The organism is Phytobacter diazotrophicus, assembly GCF_052061655.1.
Lineage (GTDB): Bacteria > Pseudomonadota > Gammaproteobacteria > Enterobacterales > Enterobacteriaceae > Phytobacter > Phytobacter diazotrophicus.
Window position 1 is genome coordinate 1970286 of sequence record NZ_CM125428.1, and the last position, 21909, is coordinate 1992194.

25 protein-coding genes and 1 riboswitch are annotated in these 21909 nt (G+C 54.7%); of the genes, 4 read left to right on the forward strand and 21 right to left on the reverse strand.

Features of this window, described 5'->3' with window-relative positions; all coding sequences use genetic code 11:
- Positions 1-5 precede the first annotated feature (5 nt).
- The 21 genes from cobA to pduA are packed head-to-tail and all read right to left on the reverse strand — an operon-like array spanning position 6 to position 16597.
- On the reverse strand, positions 6-749 hold the full coding sequence (cobA, locus tag ACS0RQ_RS09515; protein WP_271850640.1) for a uroporphyrinogen-III C-methyltransferase: 744 nt from the start codon (positions 747-749) through the stop codon (positions 6-8).
- Positions 746-1954: an acetate/propionate family kinase gene (locus ACS0RQ_RS09520; protein ID WP_271850639.1), complete on the reverse strand. Its 1209-nt coding sequence runs from the start codon at positions 1952-1954 to the stop codon at positions 746-748. The genes cobA and ACS0RQ_RS09520 overlap by 4 nt, the downstream gene beginning before the upstream one ends.
- The gene (locus tag ACS0RQ_RS09525; RefSeq protein WP_271850638.1) at positions 1939-2391 is read right to left on the reverse strand and encodes a EutP/PduV family microcompartment system protein; all 453 of its coding nucleotides are present in this window, start codon (positions 2389-2391) and stop codon (positions 1939-1941) included. Before ACS0RQ_RS09525 ends, ACS0RQ_RS09520 begins: the two co-directional genes overlap by 16 nt.
- Positions 2392-2395: 4 nt before the next feature.
- Positions 2396-2746: a propanediol utilization microcompartment protein PduU gene (pduU, locus tag ACS0RQ_RS09530; RefSeq protein ID WP_041851920.1), complete on the reverse strand. Its 351-nt coding sequence runs from the start codon at positions 2744-2746 to the stop codon at positions 2396-2398.
- Positions 2746-3300: a propanediol utilization microcompartment protein PduT gene (gene pduT / locus ACS0RQ_RS09535; protein WP_041851919.1), complete on the reverse strand. Its 555-nt coding sequence runs from the start codon at positions 3298-3300 to the stop codon at positions 2746-2748. Before pduT ends, pduU begins: the two co-directional genes overlap by 1 nt.
- Positions 3301-3302: 2 nt before the next feature.
- Positions 3303-4634 (reverse strand): 4Fe-4S dicluster domain-containing protein, encoded by a 1332-nt coding sequence (locus ACS0RQ_RS09540; RefSeq protein ID WP_271850668.1) that lies wholly within the window; start codon positions 4632-4634, stop codon positions 3303-3305.
- Between the two features lie 35 nt (positions 4635-4669).
- A complete protein-coding gene (locus ACS0RQ_RS09545; RefSeq protein WP_108700995.1) occupies positions 4670-5782 on the reverse strand; it encodes a 1-propanol dehydrogenase PduQ in 1113 nt (370 codons plus the stop codon).
- Between the two features lie 11 nt (positions 5783-5793).
- Positions 5794-7185 (reverse strand): CoA-acylating propionaldehyde dehydrogenase PduP, encoded by a 1392-nt coding sequence (pduP, locus tag ACS0RQ_RS09550; protein ID WP_271850637.1) that lies wholly within the window; start codon positions 7183-7185, stop codon positions 5794-5796.
- A complete protein-coding gene (pduO, locus tag ACS0RQ_RS09555) occupies positions 7185-8189 on the reverse strand; it encodes a two-domain cob(I)yrinic acid a,c-diamide adenosyltransferase PduO (RefSeq protein ID WP_125124220.1) in 1005 nt (334 codons plus the stop codon). The genes pduP and pduO overlap by 1 nt, the downstream gene beginning before the upstream one ends.
- Before the next feature lie 9 nt (positions 8190-8198).
- Complete coding sequence (locus ACS0RQ_RS09560) at positions 8199-8474, reverse strand: EutN/CcmL family microcompartment protein (protein ID WP_271850636.1); 276 nt, start codon at positions 8472-8474, stop codon at positions 8199-8201.
- A gap of 3 nt (positions 8475-8477) precedes the next feature.
- On the reverse strand, positions 8478-8969 hold the full coding sequence (pduM, locus tag ACS0RQ_RS09565) for a microcompartment protein PduM (protein WP_271850635.1): 492 nt from the start codon (positions 8967-8969) through the stop codon (positions 8478-8480).
- Positions 8966-9598: a phosphate propanoyltransferase gene (locus ACS0RQ_RS09570; protein ID WP_041851913.1), complete on the reverse strand. Its 633-nt coding sequence runs from the start codon at positions 9596-9598 to the stop codon at positions 8966-8968. The genes pduM and ACS0RQ_RS09570 overlap by 4 nt, the downstream gene beginning before the upstream one ends.
- A 2-nt stretch (positions 9599-9600) precedes the next feature.
- The gene (locus ACS0RQ_RS09575) at positions 9601-10092 is read right to left on the reverse strand and encodes a BMC domain-containing protein (RefSeq protein ID WP_271850634.1); all 492 of its coding nucleotides are present in this window, start codon (positions 10090-10092) and stop codon (positions 9601-9603) included.
- A 22-nt stretch (positions 10093-10114) separates the two neighbouring features.
- On the reverse strand, positions 10115-10390 hold the full coding sequence (gene pduJ, locus ACS0RQ_RS09580; protein WP_041851911.1) for a propanediol utilization microcompartment protein PduJ: 276 nt from the start codon (positions 10388-10390) through the stop codon (positions 10115-10117).
- Positions 10391-10422: 32 nt separating this feature from the next.
- Positions 10423-10761: a glycerol dehydratase reactivase beta/small subunit family protein gene (locus tag ACS0RQ_RS09585; protein ID WP_271850633.1), complete on the reverse strand. Its 339-nt coding sequence runs from the start codon at positions 10759-10761 to the stop codon at positions 10423-10425.
- On the reverse strand, positions 10751-12583 hold the full coding sequence (locus ACS0RQ_RS09590) for a diol dehydratase reactivase subunit alpha (protein WP_271850632.1): 1833 nt from the start codon (positions 12581-12583) through the stop codon (positions 10751-10753). Before ACS0RQ_RS09590 ends, ACS0RQ_RS09585 begins: the two co-directional genes overlap by 11 nt.
- A 15-nt stretch (positions 12584-12598) precedes the next feature.
- Complete coding sequence (gene pduE / locus ACS0RQ_RS09595; RefSeq protein ID WP_132439144.1) at positions 12599-13126, reverse strand: propanediol dehydratase small subunit PduE; 528 nt, start codon at positions 13124-13126, stop codon at positions 12599-12601.
- Between the two features lie 12 nt (positions 13127-13138).
- Positions 13139-13810, reverse strand: coding sequence for a propanediol/glycerol family dehydratase medium subunit (locus ACS0RQ_RS09600; protein WP_041851907.1), 672 nt, complete (start codon positions 13808-13810; stop codon positions 13139-13141).
- 10 nt (positions 13811-13820) lie between these two features.
- A complete protein-coding gene (gene pduC / locus ACS0RQ_RS09605; RefSeq protein ID WP_334633537.1) occupies positions 13821-15485 on the reverse strand; it encodes a propanediol dehydratase large subunit PduC in 1665 nt (554 codons plus the stop codon).
- An 18-nt stretch (positions 15486-15503) separates the two neighbouring features.
- Positions 15504-16316, reverse strand: a complete 813-nt coding sequence (pduB, locus tag ACS0RQ_RS09610; protein ID WP_071196325.1) for a propanediol utilization microcompartment protein PduB — start codon at positions 16314-16316, stop codon at positions 15504-15506.
- Positions 16313-16597, reverse strand: a complete 285-nt coding sequence (pduA, locus tag ACS0RQ_RS09615; RefSeq protein WP_271850630.1) for a propanediol utilization microcompartment protein PduA — start codon at positions 16595-16597, stop codon at positions 16313-16315. The genes pduB and pduA overlap by 4 nt, the downstream gene beginning before the upstream one ends.
- Before the next feature lie 527 nt (positions 16598-17124).
- Between pduA and pduF the strand changes: the two genes are divergently transcribed.
- The 4 genes from pduF to cbiB all read left to right on the forward strand — a co-directional run bounded on the left by pduF (position 17125) and on the right by cbiB (position 21905).
- Positions 17125-17934, forward strand: coding sequence for a propanediol diffusion facilitator PduF (pduF, locus tag ACS0RQ_RS09620; RefSeq protein ID WP_271850629.1), 810 nt, complete (start codon positions 17125-17127; stop codon positions 17932-17934).
- Positions 17935-18158: 224 nt separating this feature from the next.
- The gene (pocR, locus tag ACS0RQ_RS09625) at positions 18159-19070 is read left to right on the forward strand and encodes a transcriptional regulator PocR (RefSeq protein ID WP_271850628.1); all 912 of its coding nucleotides are present in this window, start codon (positions 18159-18161) and stop codon (positions 19068-19070) included.
- 218 nt (positions 19071-19288) lie between these two features.
- Positions 19289-19467: riboswitch (cobalamin riboswitch) on the forward strand.
- A gap of 99 nt (positions 19468-19566) precedes the next feature.
- A complete protein-coding gene (locus ACS0RQ_RS09630) occupies positions 19567-20946 on the forward strand; it encodes a cobyrinic acid a,c-diamide synthase CobB (protein ID WP_271850627.1) in 1380 nt (459 codons plus the stop codon).
- The gene (gene cbiB, locus ACS0RQ_RS09635) at positions 20943-21905 is read left to right on the forward strand and encodes an adenosylcobinamide-phosphate synthase CbiB (RefSeq protein WP_271850626.1); all 963 of its coding nucleotides are present in this window, start codon (positions 20943-20945) and stop codon (positions 21903-21905) included. Before ACS0RQ_RS09630 ends, cbiB begins: the two co-directional genes overlap by 4 nt.
- The last annotated feature ends 4 nt before the right edge of the window (positions 21906-21909 follow it).

Genomic DNA, 21909 nt, shown 5'->3' on the forward strand with positions numbered 1-21909 from the left:
TAGTGTCATGCCGATCCGCTGAAGGCCAGAATTTCGCGTAACGACACCACGCCGCCAATCACGATCAGCGCGGGGGCGTGAAACCCGGCGGCTTCGCTCTCTTGTGCCAGCGCAGACAGCGGTGCGCAGAGAACTTTCTGTTCCGGTGTGCTGGCACGCATCACCACGGCTGCAGGTGTATCGGCTGGTTTACCTGCACACATCAAAGCGGCACAGATGGTCTGTATCTGCGACATCCCCATCAGGATCACCAGCGTCCCCGGCAGGACCGCAAGTTTACCCCAGTCCTGGGGTTCTTTACCGTCCTGTAAATGGCCGGTCACAACATGAAAACTGGAGGCAAAATCGCGGTGCGTGACCGGGATACCCGCTGCTGCAAGCCCGCCAATCGCGGAGGTGATACCTGGTACCACCTCGCACTCGATACCACACTCTCGTAGCGCTTGCATCTCTTCGCTCCCGCGACCAAAAACAAAGGGATCACCGCCTTTTAAGCGCACAACTCTAAGGCCTCTGCTGGCGCAATCAATCAGGATTTGGTTGATTTGTGGCTGTGGGATAGGGTGGCGATTCGCCTCTTTGCCCACATCGTGCAACTCACAACCCGCCGGGGCTTCCTGTAACAGGAGCGGATTAACCAGCCTGTCGAAAACAACGGCCTCGGCTTCACGCAGGCAGTTTAATCCTTTTACGGTCATCAGACCCGGGTCGCCCGGGCCAGCGCCCACCAGCCAGACTTTACCTGTCATACTTCTGCCTCCGCATATTCCGGCAGCCCGATGCGCATTACGTCACGGGCAATCATTAGTTCTTCATTGGTATTGATCACGGCGACTTTCACCACAGAATGGTCAGTCTGGATAAACGTGGCATTGCGGTCGTTTTTCCCGGCATCAATGTCCAGCCCCAGGAAATGCAGGTTGCGACAGATGGCCGCTCTGGCTCGTGCGGAGTTTTCACCAATGCCGCCAGTAAATAACAGAACATCCAGGCCACCCAATTGCATTACATAGCTGCCGATAGTGGCGCGAATACGTTCGGCAAATAGAGTGAGCGCCAGTGTTGCGCGCGCGTTGCCAGCATTCGATGCTTGTTCGACATCGCGAAAATCGTTCGATACGCCAGAGACCCCGAGCAGCCCCGATTCGTTATTTAGCAGAGCGTTAAGCTGTTGCGGCGACTTGTCTTCTTTTAACGCAACCCAGGGCAAAATAGAGGGGTCGATATCCCCGCTGCGGGTACCCATCATTACTCCCGACTGCGGTGTAAACCCCATAGAGGTGTTGACGGATCGCCCACCTTTAATGGCGCACAGGCTGCTGCCATTGCCTAAATGGCAGGAGATAACCCGCAATGCGCTTAATGGAACGCCCAGTTTTTCGGCTAACTGCTGGCTGACAAATTTATGGCTGGTGCCATGGAACCCGTAACGGCGAATCCCAAGTTCCGCGTAATAGCGCCAGGGCAGAGGGTAGATGAAAGCGCTTTGTTCCAGCGTCTGGTGAAATGAAGTATCAAACACGGCAACCGCCGGGGCATGCGGCAGCGCCTGGCGAAAAATGCGAATGCCCGCTGCGTTGACCGGGTTGTGTAATGGTGCCAGTTCCGCAAGGCGTTCGATTTCTGCCAGTGCGTCATGGGTAATCAACGCCGAGTCTTTAAAAGTTTCTCCACCATGTGCGACACGATGCCCCACGCCGTCTATTGCCGATAAGGAGGAGATAATGTTATGTGAAAGCAATTTTTCCAGCAGTAATTCCGCCGCCTCTTTATGGTCGGCAATGGCACGTGTCTCCTGCCATTTTTGTTCCCCCTGCTTGAGGGTGAAAATGGCATCGGACAGCCCGATACGTTCGATCAGACCCTGACAGAGAAGCGTACCAGCAGGCATAATAAGAAGCTGAAATTTAAGCGAAGAACTACCGGCATTGATTGCCATTATTGTTCGGGACATGCGTGCTCCTGGGGTTGAAGAAAAGCGATGACCTCAGCGACACCCTGACCTGTTTGCGCGCTGGTGATAAAAAGGTGCTCTGCACCTGACTGCCGTAACCACTCGCCGATTTGCGTGATCTTGTGTTCTGCGACAAGGTCGGCTTTGGTGATGATGCCAATCGTCTGGCGGTTCATCGGCAAGGTAAATCCGGGTGAAAATGGGCACCATTCGGCATCGGCATTCAGTACCAGCGCTACCACATCTGCTTCGCAGGCACTGGTGAGTAAGGCGCTGTAGAGACATCGGTTTTCGAGGTACTCCCCCGGCGTATCGATGGTCTCAGGTGACCAGACAATGGCCTGCGTTTTTTGATAGCGTATTGCCTCACCGCGCAAGCGTTGTGTTAGCGATGTCTTACCGCACTGGCTTGGGCCAATTAACATCATTCGTTTCATCGCGTCAGGTCCTTGTGACCTGGCAGGTCGTAAAATGCAGCATTTCGCCGAGTGAACGCGTCACCTGACGTAGTGCATACTCCACCGAGGAAACATCCCCCGTGAGGACCACGGCACCCGTGAAACGATCGATAAAACCGATCTCAACTGCCCCGGATTTGGTCGCGATATCGCAGGCGATGATTGAGGCCTCGCTGGGCGTAATCGTCAGAATGCCAATGGCAGAGGCCGTCTCGCTTAAGCCCAGCTTTTTGTAGAGATCTTTGCCTGGATTGGCGATCAAATGGGCCAGGGTGACCTGTTTACCGGGCACATACTCCTGAATCATGCGTTCAGTACTGCGTTGTGTCTCCATTACCCCTCCACAATCTGTCGCCACATGGCTTCATGGGGACGCGGGATCACTGAGCGGTACACCAGCAGACCTTTTTCGCCAGCACTTTCGCTGGCAACGGCGACGGCATTTTCCACATCCGAAATATCACCGGTCACGACCATGTAGCATTTGCCACCAATACCGAACGCCATATGAACGCGTACCAGGGTGACATTCGACGCCTTCACTGCACGGTCGGCCGCGCTCACGCAGGCGGCTACACTCCAGGTTTCAACGATACCCACTGCCTGACGTTGCTCGACGGCATTGAGACCGCTAATGGCAGGCAGGACGCTGGCATGAATATTGGGAAGGACCAGACTGTCGACCAGCATCTCTCCGGCCTGGCTGTCGCCCGTGGCAATAGCCTGCTGGACTGCGCCGACATCGCCTCCCACCATGACCAAAAATTTACCGGGGCAAAGCGTCTTACTGACCAGAAGCGTCACATTGGCGCTTTTGAGCATGGCATCACCCAGTTCCATGCCTTTGGCGATGCTGGTTAATTCAAGTATTCCAATAGCCTGTGACATGGTTATCCTCGTACAACCGTAATGGCTTTATCTGTGACCGACGCAATAACGCCATCGATACTGGCATGAAGGGGAACGCCCAGCGCACCTTCGGGGATATTGGCAATGCGCTGCCCCCGGATGACGACGTCGCCTTCTTTTACGCAAGGAATCGCTGGCGCACCAATATGCTGGCGCAACGGCAATACGACCTGTGAAGGGGTAATGACGTGCTCTTCCAGCGGCGCATCCTGATACCAGTCGCGCAGGCCAAGCCTGGCCACCAGGCGCTTGACAGGGATCAGGCGATAGCGCGCCATCTCATCAGCCTCGCGAAGCGGCCCCTCATAGCGTGCGCCGTTGGCGCGTAACTCAACTTTAAGGAGACGGTTAACCCGCATCGGTGAGATGCCTACCGGGCAGGCGACGCTTTCACAGACGTTGCATTCAGAACAGGTCAGGGCACTGAGCAGCGTTTGCGGCGTAGCGACGTCCTGATAATTGACGGCCCGCACCAGAAGGTGAGGCGAGAGTTCGTGGCCAATTAAATGCCGGGGGCAGAGATCGGTACATAACCGACACTGCTCGCAGACGGTACGGGCAATGGTCAGCACGGTGCGGTCATCCTGCAGACGGCGCTGAATCAGCGAGTGTGATTTCGGCAGTACCAGCAGGCCACCCGTGGTTTTTGTCACCGGCACATCCAATGATGGCAGCAGGCCGCCCATCATCGGGCCACCGTTAATAAAACCGGGGTCCTCTACCGTGGCGCCACCCGTCATTTCCAGCACTTCCCGTAACGACATACCCAGCGGGACCGTTACGGTCAGTGGATGACGTACCGCGCCGTTTACCGTCAGGGTTCTGCGGGTCACGGGATATTGCTGTTCCACCGCGCGTGCAATATTGAGAACGGTCTGCACGTTATTGACGACAACCCCCACGCTGACCGGCAGCGCGGCAGGCGGTACACGACGCCCTGTCGCCATCCAGATAGTGATAACTTCGTCTCCGGCGGGGTAGACGTCAGGCAGAATATGCAGACGAATCTGCGCAGGTAGCAGTGGAGTAAGTGCGGCGATGGCGGCGCGATATTTTTCTTTGAGCGCAATAATGCCCTCTGTCGCGCCCGTTGCCGTCATGCCATAAAGTACGCCACGCACCAGTCGTGCCGCCTGTTGCGCCATCAACTGCTGATCGACTTTCAACATCGGTTCGCATTCGGCGGCATTAACCAGAAAAATCTCGACCTGTGCCTGTAGTTTTACATGGGTTGGAAACCCGGCGCCGCCAGCGCCGACGACGCCTGCTTCGCGTACGCGCTGGCGAATGGTCTCTGCCGTTGCCGGAGTCAATTCGCCCCATGGGGACGGGAGAAGGGCCGCTTCACTCACAGCAATTCCTCCAGAAGATGTCGAATGTCATTGCCATCGGCAGGGCGAGGCGTGGTTTTCAGCGTGACATCCGCCAGTGCAGCCTGAACCATGGCGGGGATCCGCTCACGGAATTTATCTTTGTCTGCTTTTAGCGCGACCGAGAGCGTCGGCATCTCACACTGCTGACGAAGCTGCTCTATCTGGCGAATCAGTGAATGAATGGCGACCAACTCATTCGCGCCTGTCGGGCAAAAATGGCAGGCTTTAGCCAGCCGGGCATAACGCTTCGCCGCACGTTTATCACTGGCATTAAAGCGAATGACCGCCCCCAGCAGCAGCGCATTAGCTAACCCATGCGGCAGGTGAAATTGCCCGCCCAACTGATGGGCAATGGCGTGATTAATACCTAACCCCGCCTGGCTGAACGCCATCCCAGCGAGGGTCGCGGCGTTGTGCATTTTGCCTCGCGTCGCCAGGCAGTCGCCTTTACGTACCGCCGTTGGCAGATACTGAAACACTAACTGTGCTGCTTTTTCTGCCAGCGCATCGGTAAAATCGCTGGCCCGAGGCGACACATAGGCTTCAAGGGCGTGGGTCAGTACATCCATGCCGGTATTCGCCGTAATAGCGGGCGGGACGCTGACGACAAGCGTCGGGTCCAGGATTGCGATATCGGGATAGAGCGCATTATCGAACAGCGGATATTTGATGCCTTTTTCGGGATCGCTTATCACGCAGGCGCTGGTCACCTCTGAGCCGGTGCCGCTGGTGGTCGGAATCGCGACACAGGTTTCGATATTGACGCCCTGTTGTTTGCTGAACCAGACGATCGCTTTCGCCGCATCCAGCGCGGAGCCGCCACCAAAACCAATAACCACCTGCGGCTGGAGTGAATGCATCTGTGTAATACCTTCCACAACCGTGGCGATGGTTGGATCAGGTGTAATGTCGCTAAAGACGCTGATGCGGTTATCTGCCGGGATTGCCTTGCGCAGCAGTTCTATAAGCGGCGAGCTGGCAAGAAAACCGTCGCAGACAACCCATATGTGCTTGTTACGAAAGCGTTTAAGCACCTCAAGGCTTCCCGCTCCGCTGTAGAGTCGCGTTTGCAGCGAAAATCTCTTCATATCGGCCTCAATTAGCGAATGGAGAAACCGTTGGTCAGTACGCAACGACGCGAACGTGCAAAGGTTTTTGCTGATGTCGTGCCTTCGCCGGTGGGTGTTGCGATAGTGAACGTGGTAAAGCCCTCACCGCCGACGCCAATCCCCGCATAAGACGGTCCGTTTTTCACAAAAATAGAGGTCTGCAGGCTGCGCGCGGCCAGGTTCAGGCGGGAGACATTTTGTGAATGCATCACCGCCGTGTGGTGCAAACCCTCCTCAACAACGAGGGCAAGGGCGAGGGCGGCATCAAAGTCGTTAACCCGAACGACAGGCAGTACGGGCATTAATTGCTCTGCGGTAACCAACGGATCGTTGCCTTGTACTTCGGCGATCAACAGGCGAGGCGCTTTAGGCGGCACACTCAGACCGGCCGCTTGCAGAATGTGTGAAGGGCTTTTACCGACCAGTTTTTTATTGGCCACCCCATCCTGGATACAGACGGCACGCAGTTTATCGATATCCGCACCGGTAATGCGCAGCGCGCCAAATGCCTGCATCTGTTGCATCAGGCGGTCGGCAACACAGTCGACAACAATCAGACTCTTTTCTGCAATGCAGGGCAGGTTGTAATCGAAGGATGCGCCGTTGATGATGTCTTCCGCTGCTTTCACCAGATCGGCAGTTTCGTCGACGATACAGGGTGGGTTTCCGGCACCTGCGCCGATCACTTTCTTGCCACTTTTTAGGCCCATCAGCACAATGCCTGGGCCACCGGTAATCGCCAGCAGGGCGATTTTGGGATGCGCCATCATCTGCTGAGTGGCTTCGAATGTAGGTTCGGCAACGGTTACTACCAGGTTGCGAATACCCGTATGGCGAAACGCGATATCTTCAATCATGCGGATCAGCTTGAGCGAAACCTTTTTCGCACCCGGATGCGGGCTGAAATAGATGGTATTGCCAGCCGCCAGCATGCTGATGCTGTTGTTAATAATGGTTTCGGTCGGGTTCGTGCTTGGCGCAACGGAGCCAATAACGCCAAACGGGGAATATTCGAATAACACCATGCCGCCGTCGCCGGTCAGCGCGGAGGTGGTGAGATCTTCTATACCCGGGGTGTTTTCCAATGCGGCTTTGTTTTTGAGAAACTTGTCTTCTTTGTTGCCCATACCGGTTTCTGTGGCGCTCTCTTCGGCCAGTTCGGCCAGATAGGGAGCCAGCTCATCACGAATACCGCCAATAATGGCGCTGCGGGTTTTTAAGGGACACTGTTGATAGCGCAGGAAGGCCTGGTGTGCTGCGTCGATAGCTTCTGCTGGCGTGGCGAATACCACTTTGGTGCAGCTCTCTTTTTTCTCTTGTGTCGGTGTGAGTTGTTCGCTCAGGATGGTGCGAATAAGGGTTTCAAGTTCGGTCGTATTCATTATTTTTTTCCCATGTTAATCGCCGCAAGTGCGGTCTGAGCAATGTCCATGTCTTGTTCAACGGAACCGCCGCTGATGCCAAGACCACCAATAATGTTGCCGTCACGCCAGATGGGGAAACCGCCTCCAAAAGTGACAACTTTGCCTTCCATGTGCGCCTCTAACCCATACAGCGCGCGTCCTGGTTGCACTGCGTCTGAAAGTTCGTGTGTGGCCGATTTCATCGCGACCGCCGTCCAGGCTTTTTTCGGTGCCAGGTCGCTACTGACTAGCAGCGCGTCTGGCATGCGCCAGGTCAGCATGCCGATGCCATGGGCGTCCACGACGCTTATCACCACCGGCACGTTAAGCTCGCCAGCGCGTGTCATCGCGGCTTTGGCCAGTTGATGAAGGTCATGAAATGAAAGTGACATAGAGGTGCCTTTCGCCGGTATGGCTTGTGCCGCAGCGCGATAACGCGCCGCGACTTCGTGAATGACTTTTTCCTGGTGCGCCAGATGGTCTTCAAGGCGGGCCAGCGCGTACAAGCAGTCGGAAAGGCGGTTGATATAGCGCATCAGCACCTGACGGACGTTTACCTGTTCACTTAACTCCACCAGGCGACGCTCGGCTTTGCGGGCCAGTGTCCGGGCAACATGCAAACGGGCTGCTGCTTCGCAGCGGCCTGGCAGCACAAAGCTGTGGACGTTGTCGACCTGGGACATCGCGTTGTCTATTGCTTGTTCCAGCGCAGCAATATCTTCGGTACTGACATAGCGCTGTTTTGGCGAGGGTGTTTCGCTTTCACTTGCCAGTTCTGCGCTAAACCAGAAAATCTGCAGTTGCACCGCTTCCAGGAATGGCTTGCTGGCGAGGGCTTGCACGGCGCAGGCACAGAGACTCAACTGAGAGTTGAGTTCATCCAGCGTGCCGTATGCTTCGACGCGCGGATGGGTTTTGCTGACGCGCTGGCCGCTAAACAGAGCCGTCGTACCAGCGTCGCCAGTGCGGGTATAAATGGCCATTATTCCTCCTTAGCGCGACAGGGTGTCGACAATGCCCACCACCGCCAAATCAATGGCTTCGTTCGGGCCGGAAAAAACATGCCTCGCACTGGAGCCACTACTGAGCAGAACCAGTTCGCCGACACCTGCACCAACGGAATCAACGGCTACTTCATCACCCTGTAATGGGTTGGCGGGAAGTTCGCCGTCTGCCGTAACCCGCCGGACCAGCAGCAGTTTTTTTCCCACCAGAGAAGCGGATTTTTGTGTCGAGACCACCGAGCCAATTACCCTTGCGAGATGCATGCTTTACTCCTGCTTCACGAGTCGTATGTGTTGCGAAATCACTGCGTCACGGGCCAGTGCCGTGATAACCGTTTTACGTGAGACAGCAAACCAGCACGCGTTGAGGCCAGCGACATCGCGGTAGCTCAATACTTTTGCCTGATGGATAACCACCGTGACGCCTTGCTCATCCATGAACGTCACAGGCAGTTTTGCCAGTGTTTTCAGGGGCAAGCAGGGCAGCAGCCTGCTGTTTAACGTAATGCTCACGGACATGCCCAACGCCAGGGCTTCAAACAGGTGTGCAACGGCGGTGTTGTCCTGGTCGCCGTCTGCCAGCGCCCCCAGAAAACACAGATCGGTTTGTTGCACGCAGAGCGCGTCATGGTTCAGAAAAAACTTCATCACAGAAGCATGACGCAGCTCTTCCTGACTGAGCGTGAGGGTGTTGCCCTGCCTGGCCTGCAGGCGGGCAACGATCAGCCCGACGATGTGCGCTAACTGTTCGCTGTTCATGCGCGTGGTACCAGGCGAGCGCGAGCGCCAGGTTCGTCTGCGCCACAGGCATTCGCTTCATCGGTATCGATATGCATTTCGAGAAGCAAACCCGGCGCCACGCGGATGGCGACATCATCAAAAATCACCCGGCGCCCGGTGCCTTCAATTGCAACGCAGACGTTGTCGCCATGGGAAACGCGCAGAACCAGGGCGTCCAGCGGCGACATATGAATGTGCCGTTGTGCGACGATGACGCCGTTGGGTAAGTCGATTTCCGCATACGGACTCACCAGCCTGATCCCTGGTGTACCCGCCAGATTGCCGGACATGCGCAGCGGGGCGGCGATACCCAACGTACGGGCATCCGTACGTGAAATCTCGACCTGGCTGGCGCCGCGTAGCGGGCCAAGCAGGCGCACATTTTTCAGTTGCCCTTTTGGTCCTACCAGCGTGACGGTTTGCTCCGCTGCAAAATAACCGGGTTGCAGCAACGCTTTTTTAATCGTCACCGTCTGACCGGGAAATAACCGCTCGAAATCCTCAGGTGAAAGATGGATATGTCGGTTCGATATACCCAGAGGGATGGGACGCGCACGCATCTCATCCAGAACCTGAGTGACCACATTTTCGACTAACTGTTTATCCATGTTTATTCCCCTCGCTGACCGCTATGAATACACAGCGAGCGTGGTTCCCCTTTCTGGCGTGGACACGCCGGGTCAAGGCAAAGATTGCAGGTCACCAGTTGAATCGCCGCCGATTCGGAAGCGGCGGATATTTCTTCACGCAATGGCTGCACGTGCTCAATGCTCTGAACCGGTTTTTCCGTTGTTGTTATCGACACAGGCGGCGTTTCAGGGATGGCTGCACGCGTTGGCGCAGAGGCCAGAATCCCCTCAGCAGGCCGCGCAATGACCTTTTGTGCCACCAGCCCGTTACGCGTTTGCGCAAAGTTGGCGCCAGTGATGATGGCTGACTGAACAGAGGCCACATCACCAGCGACTTTGATTACCGTCCAGCCAGAGCCATTGGTTTTTTCCATACCCAGCAGCGTGATGGAAGCGGCTTTCGCCATAACATCCGCGCAACTGATAGCCAGCGCCAGACCGCTAACTTCAAGTAATCCGAGTGATTGCTTCACGCTGTGCTCCTTTATCTGCCAGTCAGGCTGATTTCGGTAAAATGGCTTCGACGTCGCTGTGCGGGCGCGGGATTACGTGACAAGATTTCACTTCACCCACCGCGCTGGCTGCCGCAGCGCCTGCGTCAACGGCGGCTTTCACTGCACCCACGTCACCGCGCACCATGACGGTGACCAGACCCGAACCAATTTTTTCGTAACCTACCAGTTGCACGTTGGCGGATTTCACCATGGCATCGGCGGCTTCGATTGCACCCACCAGACCTTTTGTTTCAACCAGTCCCAATGCGTTGTTCATACTGCGTTTCTCCTGTTTATGGATAAAAGTGGTTACCGGAACGGTATCCCCTTCACCAGTCTGGCGGCGTTATTACCTGCGTTGCGCCTGGACTGGAGGTCTTCATGAAGCATCAGCGTAAAAAGCGGCGCTGATGCGGGTAAATTTCGGTAATGGATAACCAGTTGCTGGTTATCGCAGGCGATGCCAACCAGCAGTGCTGACTGGTTGGCCGCCTGCCAGGCATGGGCGACGACATCAAGCCCGGAGGCCTGTTGCCAGCGCCAGGGAATACCTTCCTCTTCAATTCCCCACAGCACTTCCTGCCACTGCGGCTGGCACTCTGCGAGCGCGGTGATAACGATGACCGGACTGTCCTGCTTAACGTCCATTGGCATACTCCTTCTGCCAGGAGAGGATTAGCCCCGTTGCCACCGCGTTGCGTGGACCTTCAACGCCCCGGATATTTCCCCGCCCGGCCACCAGTCGGTAGTGGGCAAGGGCATCGGTGACGAGTTGCGGTATCTCGAAGTCGAGTGAGGAGCCGCCAACCAGCACCACGAATGGAATATCGCGGATGTTTCCGGTAGGGCTTACCTGGCGCAGCGCGCGCAGGGCATTGGTGACAAACACGCGTTCTTTGGCGCTGCGGCGAATAATGCGTACTTTTTCCAGCACCATGTCCCCCGGTAGCGGTACCAACTCATCGGGTTTCACAACACACACGCGGGCAAACACCGCAGGTGGAAGAGGTGTCGGGAAAAACTGCACGCTGCCGTCTTCATGGCGCAGGTGAAAAAGGCTTTCGACTTTCGCCAGCGGGTACTTTTTGATTTCCTCCGCAAGGTAGCGATCCTCGAGCCCCAGTTCGCGAGCGATGATCATCGTCACCATGTCTCCGGCTCCTGCCAGATGGGTGGCGGTAATTTGCCCCTGCGGCGTAATAATGGAGGCGTCGGTAGAACCGGCGCCAAGGTCAAGAATGGCCAGCGGCCTCGATGTGCCCGGCGTGGTGAGCGCACCAAAGATAGCGGCTTCTGCTTCTGCACCGCCCACCTGCACATCAACGTGTAGCTTTTGCTCAATTTCGCGGGCAATCATGGCCATCTGTAGGCGGTCCGACTTGACCATCGAGGCGATGCCAACGGCTTGTTCGAGCGAGAACTCACCCGCCAGCCCCCCGGTCACGTTGACCGGTACAGCGGTATCGATAGCGAGGAGATCCTGAATAAATACATCGCTGCTGGGTTTGTTGGTGAGCTCAGCCATGGTCTGGCGGACATGTTCCAGCATGCCGCCGATATTGGTGCCTGCCTCGCCGGTGACGTTATCCAGTGTTGGACATTCATTCACCGCTTTCATGATGGCATCGGCCCCGGCGGCAACGTCGACCTTGAGCGTTCTGCCTTTGGCGACTAACTCAATATTCCCTGCGGGGATTGAGCGGGCTTTGACATCACCGGACGGTGTTTTCACGACGACGGCGGAACGGTTGCCAATCAGCGCCCTGGCCACGGGCACGATGTTGCGTGTCTCATCGGCGCTCAGGGAGAAGACAGTAGCGATGCCGTAAGGGTTAGAGAGACTTTCGATAACCTTGCCCGGCATCGCCACTTCAACAGCGGCGAGCATCCCCATCGGAATGCGCTCGATATACAGCACTTCGTCAACGATGGGGACAGGGCGCTCGAGGCGGTTATTGACCAGTACGCCATCGTCGCGCTGCAAAATGATGCCGTTGATGTGATAGCCGACTTGCGTTGAGGCGTTAACCATGCGCGCAACATCGGAAAAATCGAATGCAGCGGAAACAACCAGAATATAAGGTTGATCCGCTGGACGCGTCAGAAGCTCTTCCGGTGTGATAGTGATACCTACCCCCAACCCGATACCGCCGGGTGTTTTCGGGTTATGGCCTATCATTGTTGATTCGGTAATGATGGTTTCCGTGATGGTTTCCATCGCTACATCACCGATCACCGGTGTCGCTTCGTTAATACGAATAAGCGAAATATCGCTGACAGAGATACCCACATTGGCGACAACTTTGTTCAGCGCTTCCTGAATGCCGAATACATTGCGCAGCGTGCCTTTTATACCCGTCGTTTCCGCAAGCGAACTGCTCACAATGTTCAGTGCGCCAGTCTCATCCATGGTGGCCAGTGCCACCTCGGTTGACGAGTTACCTATATCAATGCCAGCTATATAACGCATAAGTCATCCCTGTGATTAATCGTCGCCTTTGAGTTTCTTGCGTTCGACGTAAAGCGCTGCCGCTTCACGTACAAATGCTGCGCAGATTTTGGCCTTGTAGTGGCTTTCCAGATCTTCTGCGATATCCAGCAACTCTTGCTTGGTTGAACGGTAGGGACGCAGTGCGTTGTAAATCTCCAGGATACGGTCATCCGGTACGGCGGTCAGTTCCGCCGCACGCTCGAAGTTCATAGCCAGTCGGTCACGCCCAGCATCTTTGGCGATAGACGCCTGGATACGCAGGGTTTCCGGGGTGATACGCATATCTTGTGCGGTGATTTTCCCGTCCAGCACACTCTCCAGAGTTAACTCATCCAGGGTTTTATTGGTGGATGTTTTCACCCACTCCGGATGTTTATTCGCCAGCGGGTAATCGCTAACTTTGGCCTGGTGCGTGGTGCCACCTGATGGCGCGGTTGGCGCCGTTACCGGGGTTGCCCCCTGCAGGCTATTCATACGGCTCAGCACATCACGAACCATTGATTCAATTGCGTCAGAATTCATGGTGTTGTCCTTTTAAAGCGCAACGCGCAGCTCTTGCGGGTTTTTCCCGGTCACGACGTATTTGGTCTCTTTGATATGCAGAATGGCGGACTTGGCCTGATATTTCGGACGCGCCATCTGATCGTTCAGTGTCGGCACAGGCTGCGGCGATTCGCGTTTCGCGTATTGCGCGGCGTTTTTGCCAATCTGACGATAGGTTTCAAGCGTCAGCAAAGGTGCCTGCGGGAAAAGTTCCAGGTTAGAAAGCGGCGGTAATCCTTGTTGGTGAATGACCGTTGTGCCTTTTGACTGGATACCCACAGAGATGCCCGAGCCGCTAAGACGGTTACCTTCCACGGCGACGAACGCCACGTCAGACGATTTGAAGCAGCGAATCACGCGTGCTTTCACGCCTTCTTCTTCAATACCGGCAATCACCTCGCGCAGGATGCTCTTGTGCGGTAAACCGACGATATTCACGGTTTGCGAAAGACCGAAAGCAGGACCAACGGCGATGATCACTTCATCCTGTTGGGTGCCGGGTTTCGCTTCGCCAATTTCCGTCAGAAAGCCGCCCTCAGCCGTTGCTGCAGGTTTTGCGGTACCGCCAGGTTGGGCGCTAAACGAGACTTTTTTATCGCTGGTTTGCATCTCTGCCAGCACATCTTCGATGATCTGGCGCAGCAATTTTTCGTTGATTTCCATCATTCACCCCTTAGCCCAATTCGTTCGGATCAAGTGCGCCCGGGATATTTTTGATCTCTTCCCAGCGTTCACCTTGCAGGCGATAACCTGTTGCCGGACCGGCATAGTCGTTTACATCGTTTACCGCTGAGAGCACCAGCCCGTCGCCGACGATGATGGCTGAGGTATGCAGGTAGTCACCGGTCAGTTTGGCTTTTTGAATGTTCAGCATGTCTTGCGCGACATCTTTAAAGCCGCCCAGGGCCAGGGCTTTCACCACTTCGAGACCGTTACGGTTCTTATTGATGATTTCTTGGGCGAATTTGATGTCTTCGACGATATTGCGCTCTGGCATATCTTTTGAGCCGTGGGCGTAGGTTGCCGCTTCCACTTCTTCGTCAGTGATAGGGGGTAATCCCATTCCTGCGAAGACGGCTTGCAAAGCACGAGCCGCTTTGTTGCGAATGGCGATGACATCTTCTTCACGCACCGGACGTAAACCGCCGTCAACTTTCAGGTCACGCTGGATAACGTTGTAATCGTCAAAGTCTTCCGCATCTTCGTTGGAGCCTGCGAACATGTTGTCGTAGTTCGGCACAGCGGAATAACCGGAGGAGATAAAGTCCGTACCCGGTAAGAACTGCATTAGCAGGCGGGCGGTACGGCGCATATCCGAGTGGGTAAATGTCTGGTCATTACTGGATGCGCACTCCAGATCCAGGGCGGCACAAATCAGGTTTTCGGCAAGAATGGCGCGAATACCTGACGGCACGGCGGAAGGCACACCCACACAGCTTACCGAGCCGTTTTGCAGACCCTGAACACCGGCAGCTTTGGTGATGTAAATGCAGCGTGCTTCCAGATACAGCATGGATTTACCTTCGGCATAACCCATCTGAACTTCTGACCCGGAGCCGGAGGTGAAGCGCATTTTCAGGCCACGCGAGGCGTAGGAAGATGCCAGGAAACCTTTTGACCACGGAGTATCATCGCCGTCGGTAAACACAGGCTCAGTACCATAAACGGAGATGGTTTCCGCATAGCAGGTGTGGCCGAGCATCCCCAGTTTCAGTTCGGTTGCTTCTTCCAGTGAGCATTGGGTCAATACGCCAGGGCGACCAACCTGCGAACCGACCAACAGTGCGATGGCATTGAAGGGGGCATAACGGGCGACCGCGACGGTGGTTTCCTGTTCGTCGAATCCACGGAACGCACCTTCGGCGGCATCGGCGGCAATTTGCACCGGGTTGTCTTTAACGTTAGTGACGTGCGCCTGCTGTGATGGGGTACGACGTGCGCGCATTTTCTGCATCGACATCATCATTTCCACCACGTTCATGTGCGACACCACTTCGACGATTTTTGCCGGCGTCATTGCGGTGGTGAGCGGCACAATGTCGCTGCGCTTAACGTTAGGATCGCAGAGCATGTTGGCGAGCTTGACAGAGTCCATCGCCATCACTTCTTCCGCGCGATTCAGGTTGATACCGTAGCGGGCAATAAAGTGGTCAATCAGGTCAAATTTACTGGCGGGTTTACCGTCCAGTTCAGTAACCACGCCGTCGACAATGCGAATAGAGGGTTTGGGATCGTTCGGGCTTTCCATTGCGATAAAGCCTTCTTCAATCCACTCCTTCACAAAGCCGTCCTGGTTAACAGGGCGTTTCGCCAGCGCTTCAAATCGTTTCGATCTCATGAAACAGCCTCTCTGTTATCAGATGTAGGACGGACGGTCGTTTTTCGGCTCAGAGCCCATTGTGCCCAGTACGGTTTTGCCGATTTCACGGGCAGAAATGACGGCCTGACGTACAGCGCCGGAGTCGCCGGAGATGACCAATATGGCTTCGTTGCTGTAGCTGGTGCCTTTTGCCGGGGAGCTATACGCCACCACTTCCACATTGGCAGATTTCAGTGCCGTATCGGCCATTAACACGCCGACGGAGGCTGGAGCGCCAACAATCACGCCGCAGGCACGGCCAACCGGCGCGCCGAACGCTTTTTCCAGCGCGTAACTGGCGCGAGCGGTGTATTGCATTTCGATGTGGCCAGCTTCATTGGCATAAACATCGCCGAAGGTACGGTCGAGTTCTTTCAGCGCAACCTCGATGGCGCGTTTGACGTCAGAGACATCATTACCGCCGAACAGGATCAGTGAGCCGTGGCCCGCACCGCCTTTGGTATCACGCGGTAATTCGATGCTGATCACTTCGGTGTTGGTTGCTTTGACGGCTTCATCTGCCGCCATGATGTGCGGACCTGCGCCAGTACGTGCGCCGAGGATACCGATTGAGCGGTAGCGCTTTTCCAGCTTCATTGCATCAAGCAATGCGCTATCGACGTTCGCGATCACCAGACCAACGGTGTCGCCAATCGCCGTACCAACAAATTCCGTTAAACTGCAGCTTTTTTCTGCCATAGCCGTCTCTCGTTTGGGATGGGTTACAGTGGGGGAGGTCGCGGGTGTCGGTGAAGACACTTTGGCGATCACCTGAGCCATGATCTGTTCCACCAGGTCATTGCTACTCATTGGCTAATTCCCTTAGGTAAGATTTTTTCAACATCAGTGTGCGGACGCGGGATGACGTGTACGGCTTTCACTTCACCCACCTGAGCGGCTGCGGCACCACCTGCATCCGTTGCTGCTTTCACGGCGCCAACGTCGCCGCGAACAATGACTGTCACCAGGCCAGAACCTATTTTCTCGTAGCCCACTAACATGACATTGGCGGATTTCACCATTGCATCTGCGGCTTCAATTGCGGCCGTTAAGCCTTTGGTTTCCACCATTCCTAATGCTTCTTGTTGCATAAAGACCTCGATAAGGTTGTCCCGATTTTTGGACTATACAAATAAGCGAGGAAAAAGAATGGCTGTCTTTAAATTACATTCGGAACATCCTGGTTTAATTAAGTGAAATAATTGCTTTTATAATTATTATATATATGATTTTTAATGTTTTTTTATTGGCATTAACATGGCAAAATATTGCTATGTTAATTTCACATTTACATTTTTGATAGTGACTTTATAAAAACGATGTGATATTTGCACGGGCGAAATCATTCTGTGAGCAATGCTGTAAAACGACACACGAAAAATAACAATAATTTGTTATTTCAATAAGACGAATAATAGTGAGTGAATTAGGGCTCAGCCCCATATTCATTTAGTCTGAATGGCAAAATATTGTTATTGAGAGGCGATTTTTTTGGCGTTTTTACCCTGAGGTTGCCAACACTTTTCAATATCGCATTCCTATAGTGAGCGGCGTTGTACTCTGCTGCCAGCTTCAGGCGTGCTGGTGAGATCGTGACTCTACCTGGAAGGTGACACAAATGAATGATTCACTTAAGGCACAATGCATTGCCGAGTTTTTAGGCACAGGGCTGTTCTTGTTCTTCGGAATCGGCTGTCTGTGCGCCATGAAAGTTGCCGGGGCTACGCTGGGGCTATGGGAGATTTGCATTATCTGGGGGCTGGGCATTTCACTGGCCGTGTATCTGACCGCCGCAGTGTCTGGTGCGCACCTGAACCCAGCGGTTACCATCGCCTTGTGGCTGTTTGCCTGCTTCCCTGTACGTAAGGTGGTGCCGTACATTGTGGCGCAAGTTGCGGGTGCGTTCGGTGGGGCCGCGGTCGCCTATTTGCTCTATCACAGCGTGTTCATTGAATATGAAACCGCTCATCATATCGTTAAAGGCAGTGTGGAGAGCCTGCAACTGGCATCGTTATTCAGTACTTATCCGGCTGCCGCGCTGAGTATCTGGGAAGCGGGCCTGGTGGAAATTATCATTACCTCAATCTTGATGTGTATGATCATGGCGCTGACCGATGATGGCAATGGTGTACCACGTGGTCCTTTAGCACCGCTGTTGATCGGTGTGCTTGTGGCGGTGATTGGTGCGGCTACCGGGCCATTAACAGGATTTGCGATGAACCCGGCGCGTGATTTTGGTCCGAAATTGTTCACTTTCTTCGCGGGGTGGGGAAACATTGCGTTTACGGGGGGCCGCGATATTCCGTATTTCCTCGTACCGATTATTGCCCCCATTATTGGGGCTTGCGGAGGGGCAGCCTGCTACCGTTATTTGATTGGCAAAAACCTCCCTTGCAATGCCTGTAAGCTGGAAGAGAGCAAAAACTGACGCCTCTTCGAAATAGCGTCTTGAAATTGCTGTTCAGCAATTATTTATTTCGTGATCTGCTTTCACGAACGCACTAAATCGTCTCCCAGGGATGGGAGACTTTTGTTATCTTGAATTCAGCCTATGGTCATTCAGTGTTATTGATTGCCATTTAATATGAATGATGTGTAAACAATATAGGTTTGTTTATAACAATAAATTAAAATTAACTGAGAGGTTTTATCATGATTTCTGCGAGTGCACTAAACTCCGAACTCATTAATAAAATCGCCCAGGATTTTGCACAAGCCACCGGTCTGGCCGTTGTTGTCGTTAATATCCACGGCGAAGAAATTTCCGAGCTTTTCAACTTCACCCAATTTTGTCAGTTGATGCGTCAGAACCCGCAACACAGTGCACGGTGTCGTATGAGCGATCGTTGTGGCGGTTTCGAAGCCTCTAAATCCAACCAACCCTGCATCTACCGTTGCCATGCCGGACTTACCGACTTTTCTATTCCTTTGGTCATTGCCGGGCACCTGGTCGGGTTTGTACTGTGCGGGCAGGTACGTTTGCGGGAAGGCGATAGTGTTGAACTCATTAATATCCTTAATATTGACGATCGCTGGCAGGCGGATCAGAAACTGATGGATGAGTTTCTGAACGTACCTGAGATGGATTACTCGCGGGTCATTGCATCAGCCGATCTGCTTAAGCTGATAGTCGAAAATTGCCTTAAAAAACAGCTCAATTTCGTTGTCATCAAAGATCAGCAACAGGCTCAGGAGGCGGGGCGAACGAGTCGAAATCAGGGGCCGCATGACAGTAAGATGAAGAAGGCGTTGCGCTATATTGATGCCCATCTCTCTGATGAGTTGCGCCTGGAAGACGTGGCGGCGCATGTTTATCTTAGCCCGTACTATTTCAGTAAGCTGTTCAAAAAATATCAGGGAATTGGCTTTAATGCCTGGGTCAATCGCCAGCGTATGGCCAGCGCAAAAGAAATGCTGTGTCACAGTGACTGGAGTATCGCCAGCATCGCGCGCAATTTAGGGTTTTCTCAAACAAGTTATTTCTGCAAAGTATTTCGCCAGACATATCAGGTGACGCCACAAGTTTTTCGCCTGCAGAATAATGCAAACTATGACGGCGATTAAATTTCCGATAACAATATTTTGTTATTCCTAAAACCAATAAAATTGCCTGAAAGACCGTCAAAATAAGAGATTTGAGAAAAGGCCGGACAATAAATTGTTATAGCGCAACAAATTATTGCCCATGCAGGGATAAACTGAACCAGTTTTTATTTCCCTGATGCGATAGATTGCAGTCAGGAGCAAAATCACTTTTTCAGCAATATGCTGTATGAGTGAAACGAACAATGAAGCCAACAGGTTTGCCGCAAATTATCGCGGCTGGGAAGGGGGTGAGAATCCCCCGCAGCCCCCGCTGCTGTGATGCTGACGACCCCGTAATCACCACTGATCGCAAGATTGGGAAGGACGGGCGAGGACGACGCTAAGCCAGAAGACCGGCCTGATGGTTACTCTCAACAACTTCGGTGGGAAGTCGGTTGCTCAGACGCGTACAGTCATTGACTGGGACTACGCACAGCCTGACACAGCCTTTCCACCCTGAACGGGGCTTTAAGGTATGTCTGACGGGCGTCGCGCCTTTATCCTTGCCGGTACCGGAAGTGGCTGTGGTAAAACCACCGTCACCCTCGGCCTGCTGCGCGTTTTACAGCAGCGCGGTATGCGGGTACAGCCATTTAAAGTCGGCCCGGACTATCTCGATACCGCCTGGCATACCGCCGTAACGGGCGTGGAATCCCGCAATCTTGACAGCTTTATGCTGCCTGCCCCGACGCTGAATGCCTTGTTTAACCAGCAAATGCACGCCGCCGATATCGCCGTGATTGAAGGTGTCATGGGCCTTTATGATGGCTATGGCACTGACCCTGATTATTGCAGCAGCGCCGCACTGGCAAAACAGCTTGGCGTACCGGTCATCTTGCTGGTCGACGGAAAAGCGGTGTCGACCTCAATCGCCGCCACGGTGATGGGTTTTCAACATTTCGACCCGGCGCTCACTATTGCGGGTGTTATTGTTAACCGCGTCAACAGCGACAGCCATTACCAGTTGCTCAAACACGCTATCGAACACTATTGCGGCATTCCTGCACTGGGCTATGTGCCCGTGACTGCCGGAGTGGCATTGCCGGAGCGTCATCTGGGGCTGGTCACCGCACGTGAATCTGTCATTGATTCCCAATCCTGGCGTGATTTTGCCGGGCGCATCGCGCAAACGCTGGATATCGATAAGTTGATTTCTCTGAGCACGCTCCCGTCATTACCCGAGGGGCAATGGCCTGCTTTACCGGCGCGTGACGAAGGGGAGGGGATAACGCTCGCGCTGGCCGATGACGAGGCATTTAACTTTTATTACCCCGATAACATAGAACTGCTTCGCAATGCGGGTGTGAAGATAGTGCGCTTTAGTCCGCTGCACGACGCGGAATTGCCCGAATGCCAGATGCTCTGGCTCGGCGGCGGCTACCCGGAACTCTACGCCCGCGCCCTTTCTGCTAACAGGTCCATGCTTGATGCTATCCGTTCGGCGCACCGGCGTGGTGTGGCGATCTACGCCGAGTGTGGCGGCCTGATGTATCTCGGCTCTACGCTTCGCGATGCCGCAGGTGACATTCATTCTATGGTGGGGGTGATACCCGGTGGCAGCGAGATGGGAAAACGCCTGACCCGCTTTGGCTATTGTGAAGCCACCGCCAGCCAGCCCACGCTGCTTGCCGATGCAGGCGAGACGCTGCGCGGCCATGAATTCCACTACTCCGATTTTACTCCTGAGCAGGATGCGGTCATGCAGTGCCGAAAAACCCGCGATGGCAGGATGTTGTCCCAGTGGAAGGGTGGCTGGCAGGTGGGCAACACCTACGCCAGCTATTTGCACATCCATTTTGCGCAACGCCCGACCATGTTGAGCCGTTGGATTGCCGCTGCAAGGAGTGTCTTATGACGATCCTTGCCTGGTTTGCCGCATGGCTTCTTGACCGATGGTTGGGTGACCCTCCGCACTGGCCGCATCCGGTCCGCTGGATCGGCGCACTGATCACGCTGACACAGCGTGCCGTTCGCCGGGTTTGCCATTCCGATACCGCCTTGCGTATTGGTGGTGGGGTGATGTGGCTGGTGGTCGTGGGTGTGACCTGGAGTGTGGCATATGGCGTGCTGGCCTGCGCGCAAGCCATCCATCCGTGGCTCGGTTGGTGTGTGGAGGTGTGGATGATCTACACCCTGCTGGCGGCGCGTTGCCTGGCAGATGCGGCACGGGAAGTAGGGCATGCCTTGCGCCACGGCACGCTTGCCCAAAGCCGGGAGAAACTCTCCTGGATAGTCGGGCGCGACACCTCGCAGCTACAGCCACCGCAGATCACCCGCGCGGTCGTGGAAACCGTGGCAGAAAATACGGTGGATGGCGTTATTGCCCCGCTGTTCTTTTTATTGCTGGGCGGCGCGCCGCTGGCGATGGCCTACAAAGCGGTAAATACCCTCGATTCGATGGTGGGCTACAAACACGAAAAATATCGTGCTATTGGCATGGTGAGCGCGCGTCTGGATGACGTGGCTAACTTTATTCCGGCCCGCCTGAGCTGGCTACTGCTGAGCGTTGCCGCCTGGTTTTGCCGCCTGAACCCGGCACGGGCATTGCGTATCGGCTGGCGCGATCGCCGCAATCACAGCAGCCCCAACTGCGCCTGGCCGGAAGGCACCGTTGCAGGTGCGCTTGGCGTGCAGCTTGGCGGCCCAAATGACTACTTCGGCCAGCGCGTCGAAAAACCCTGGATTGGCGATGAGACTCGCGCCATCACCGTTGACGATATTACGCAAACCATACGCCTTATGTGGGTAGCCTCCACCCTGGCACTGGCCGTATTTGCGCTTACGCATGTTACGCTCGCAGGAGCAGCAATCTGATGAA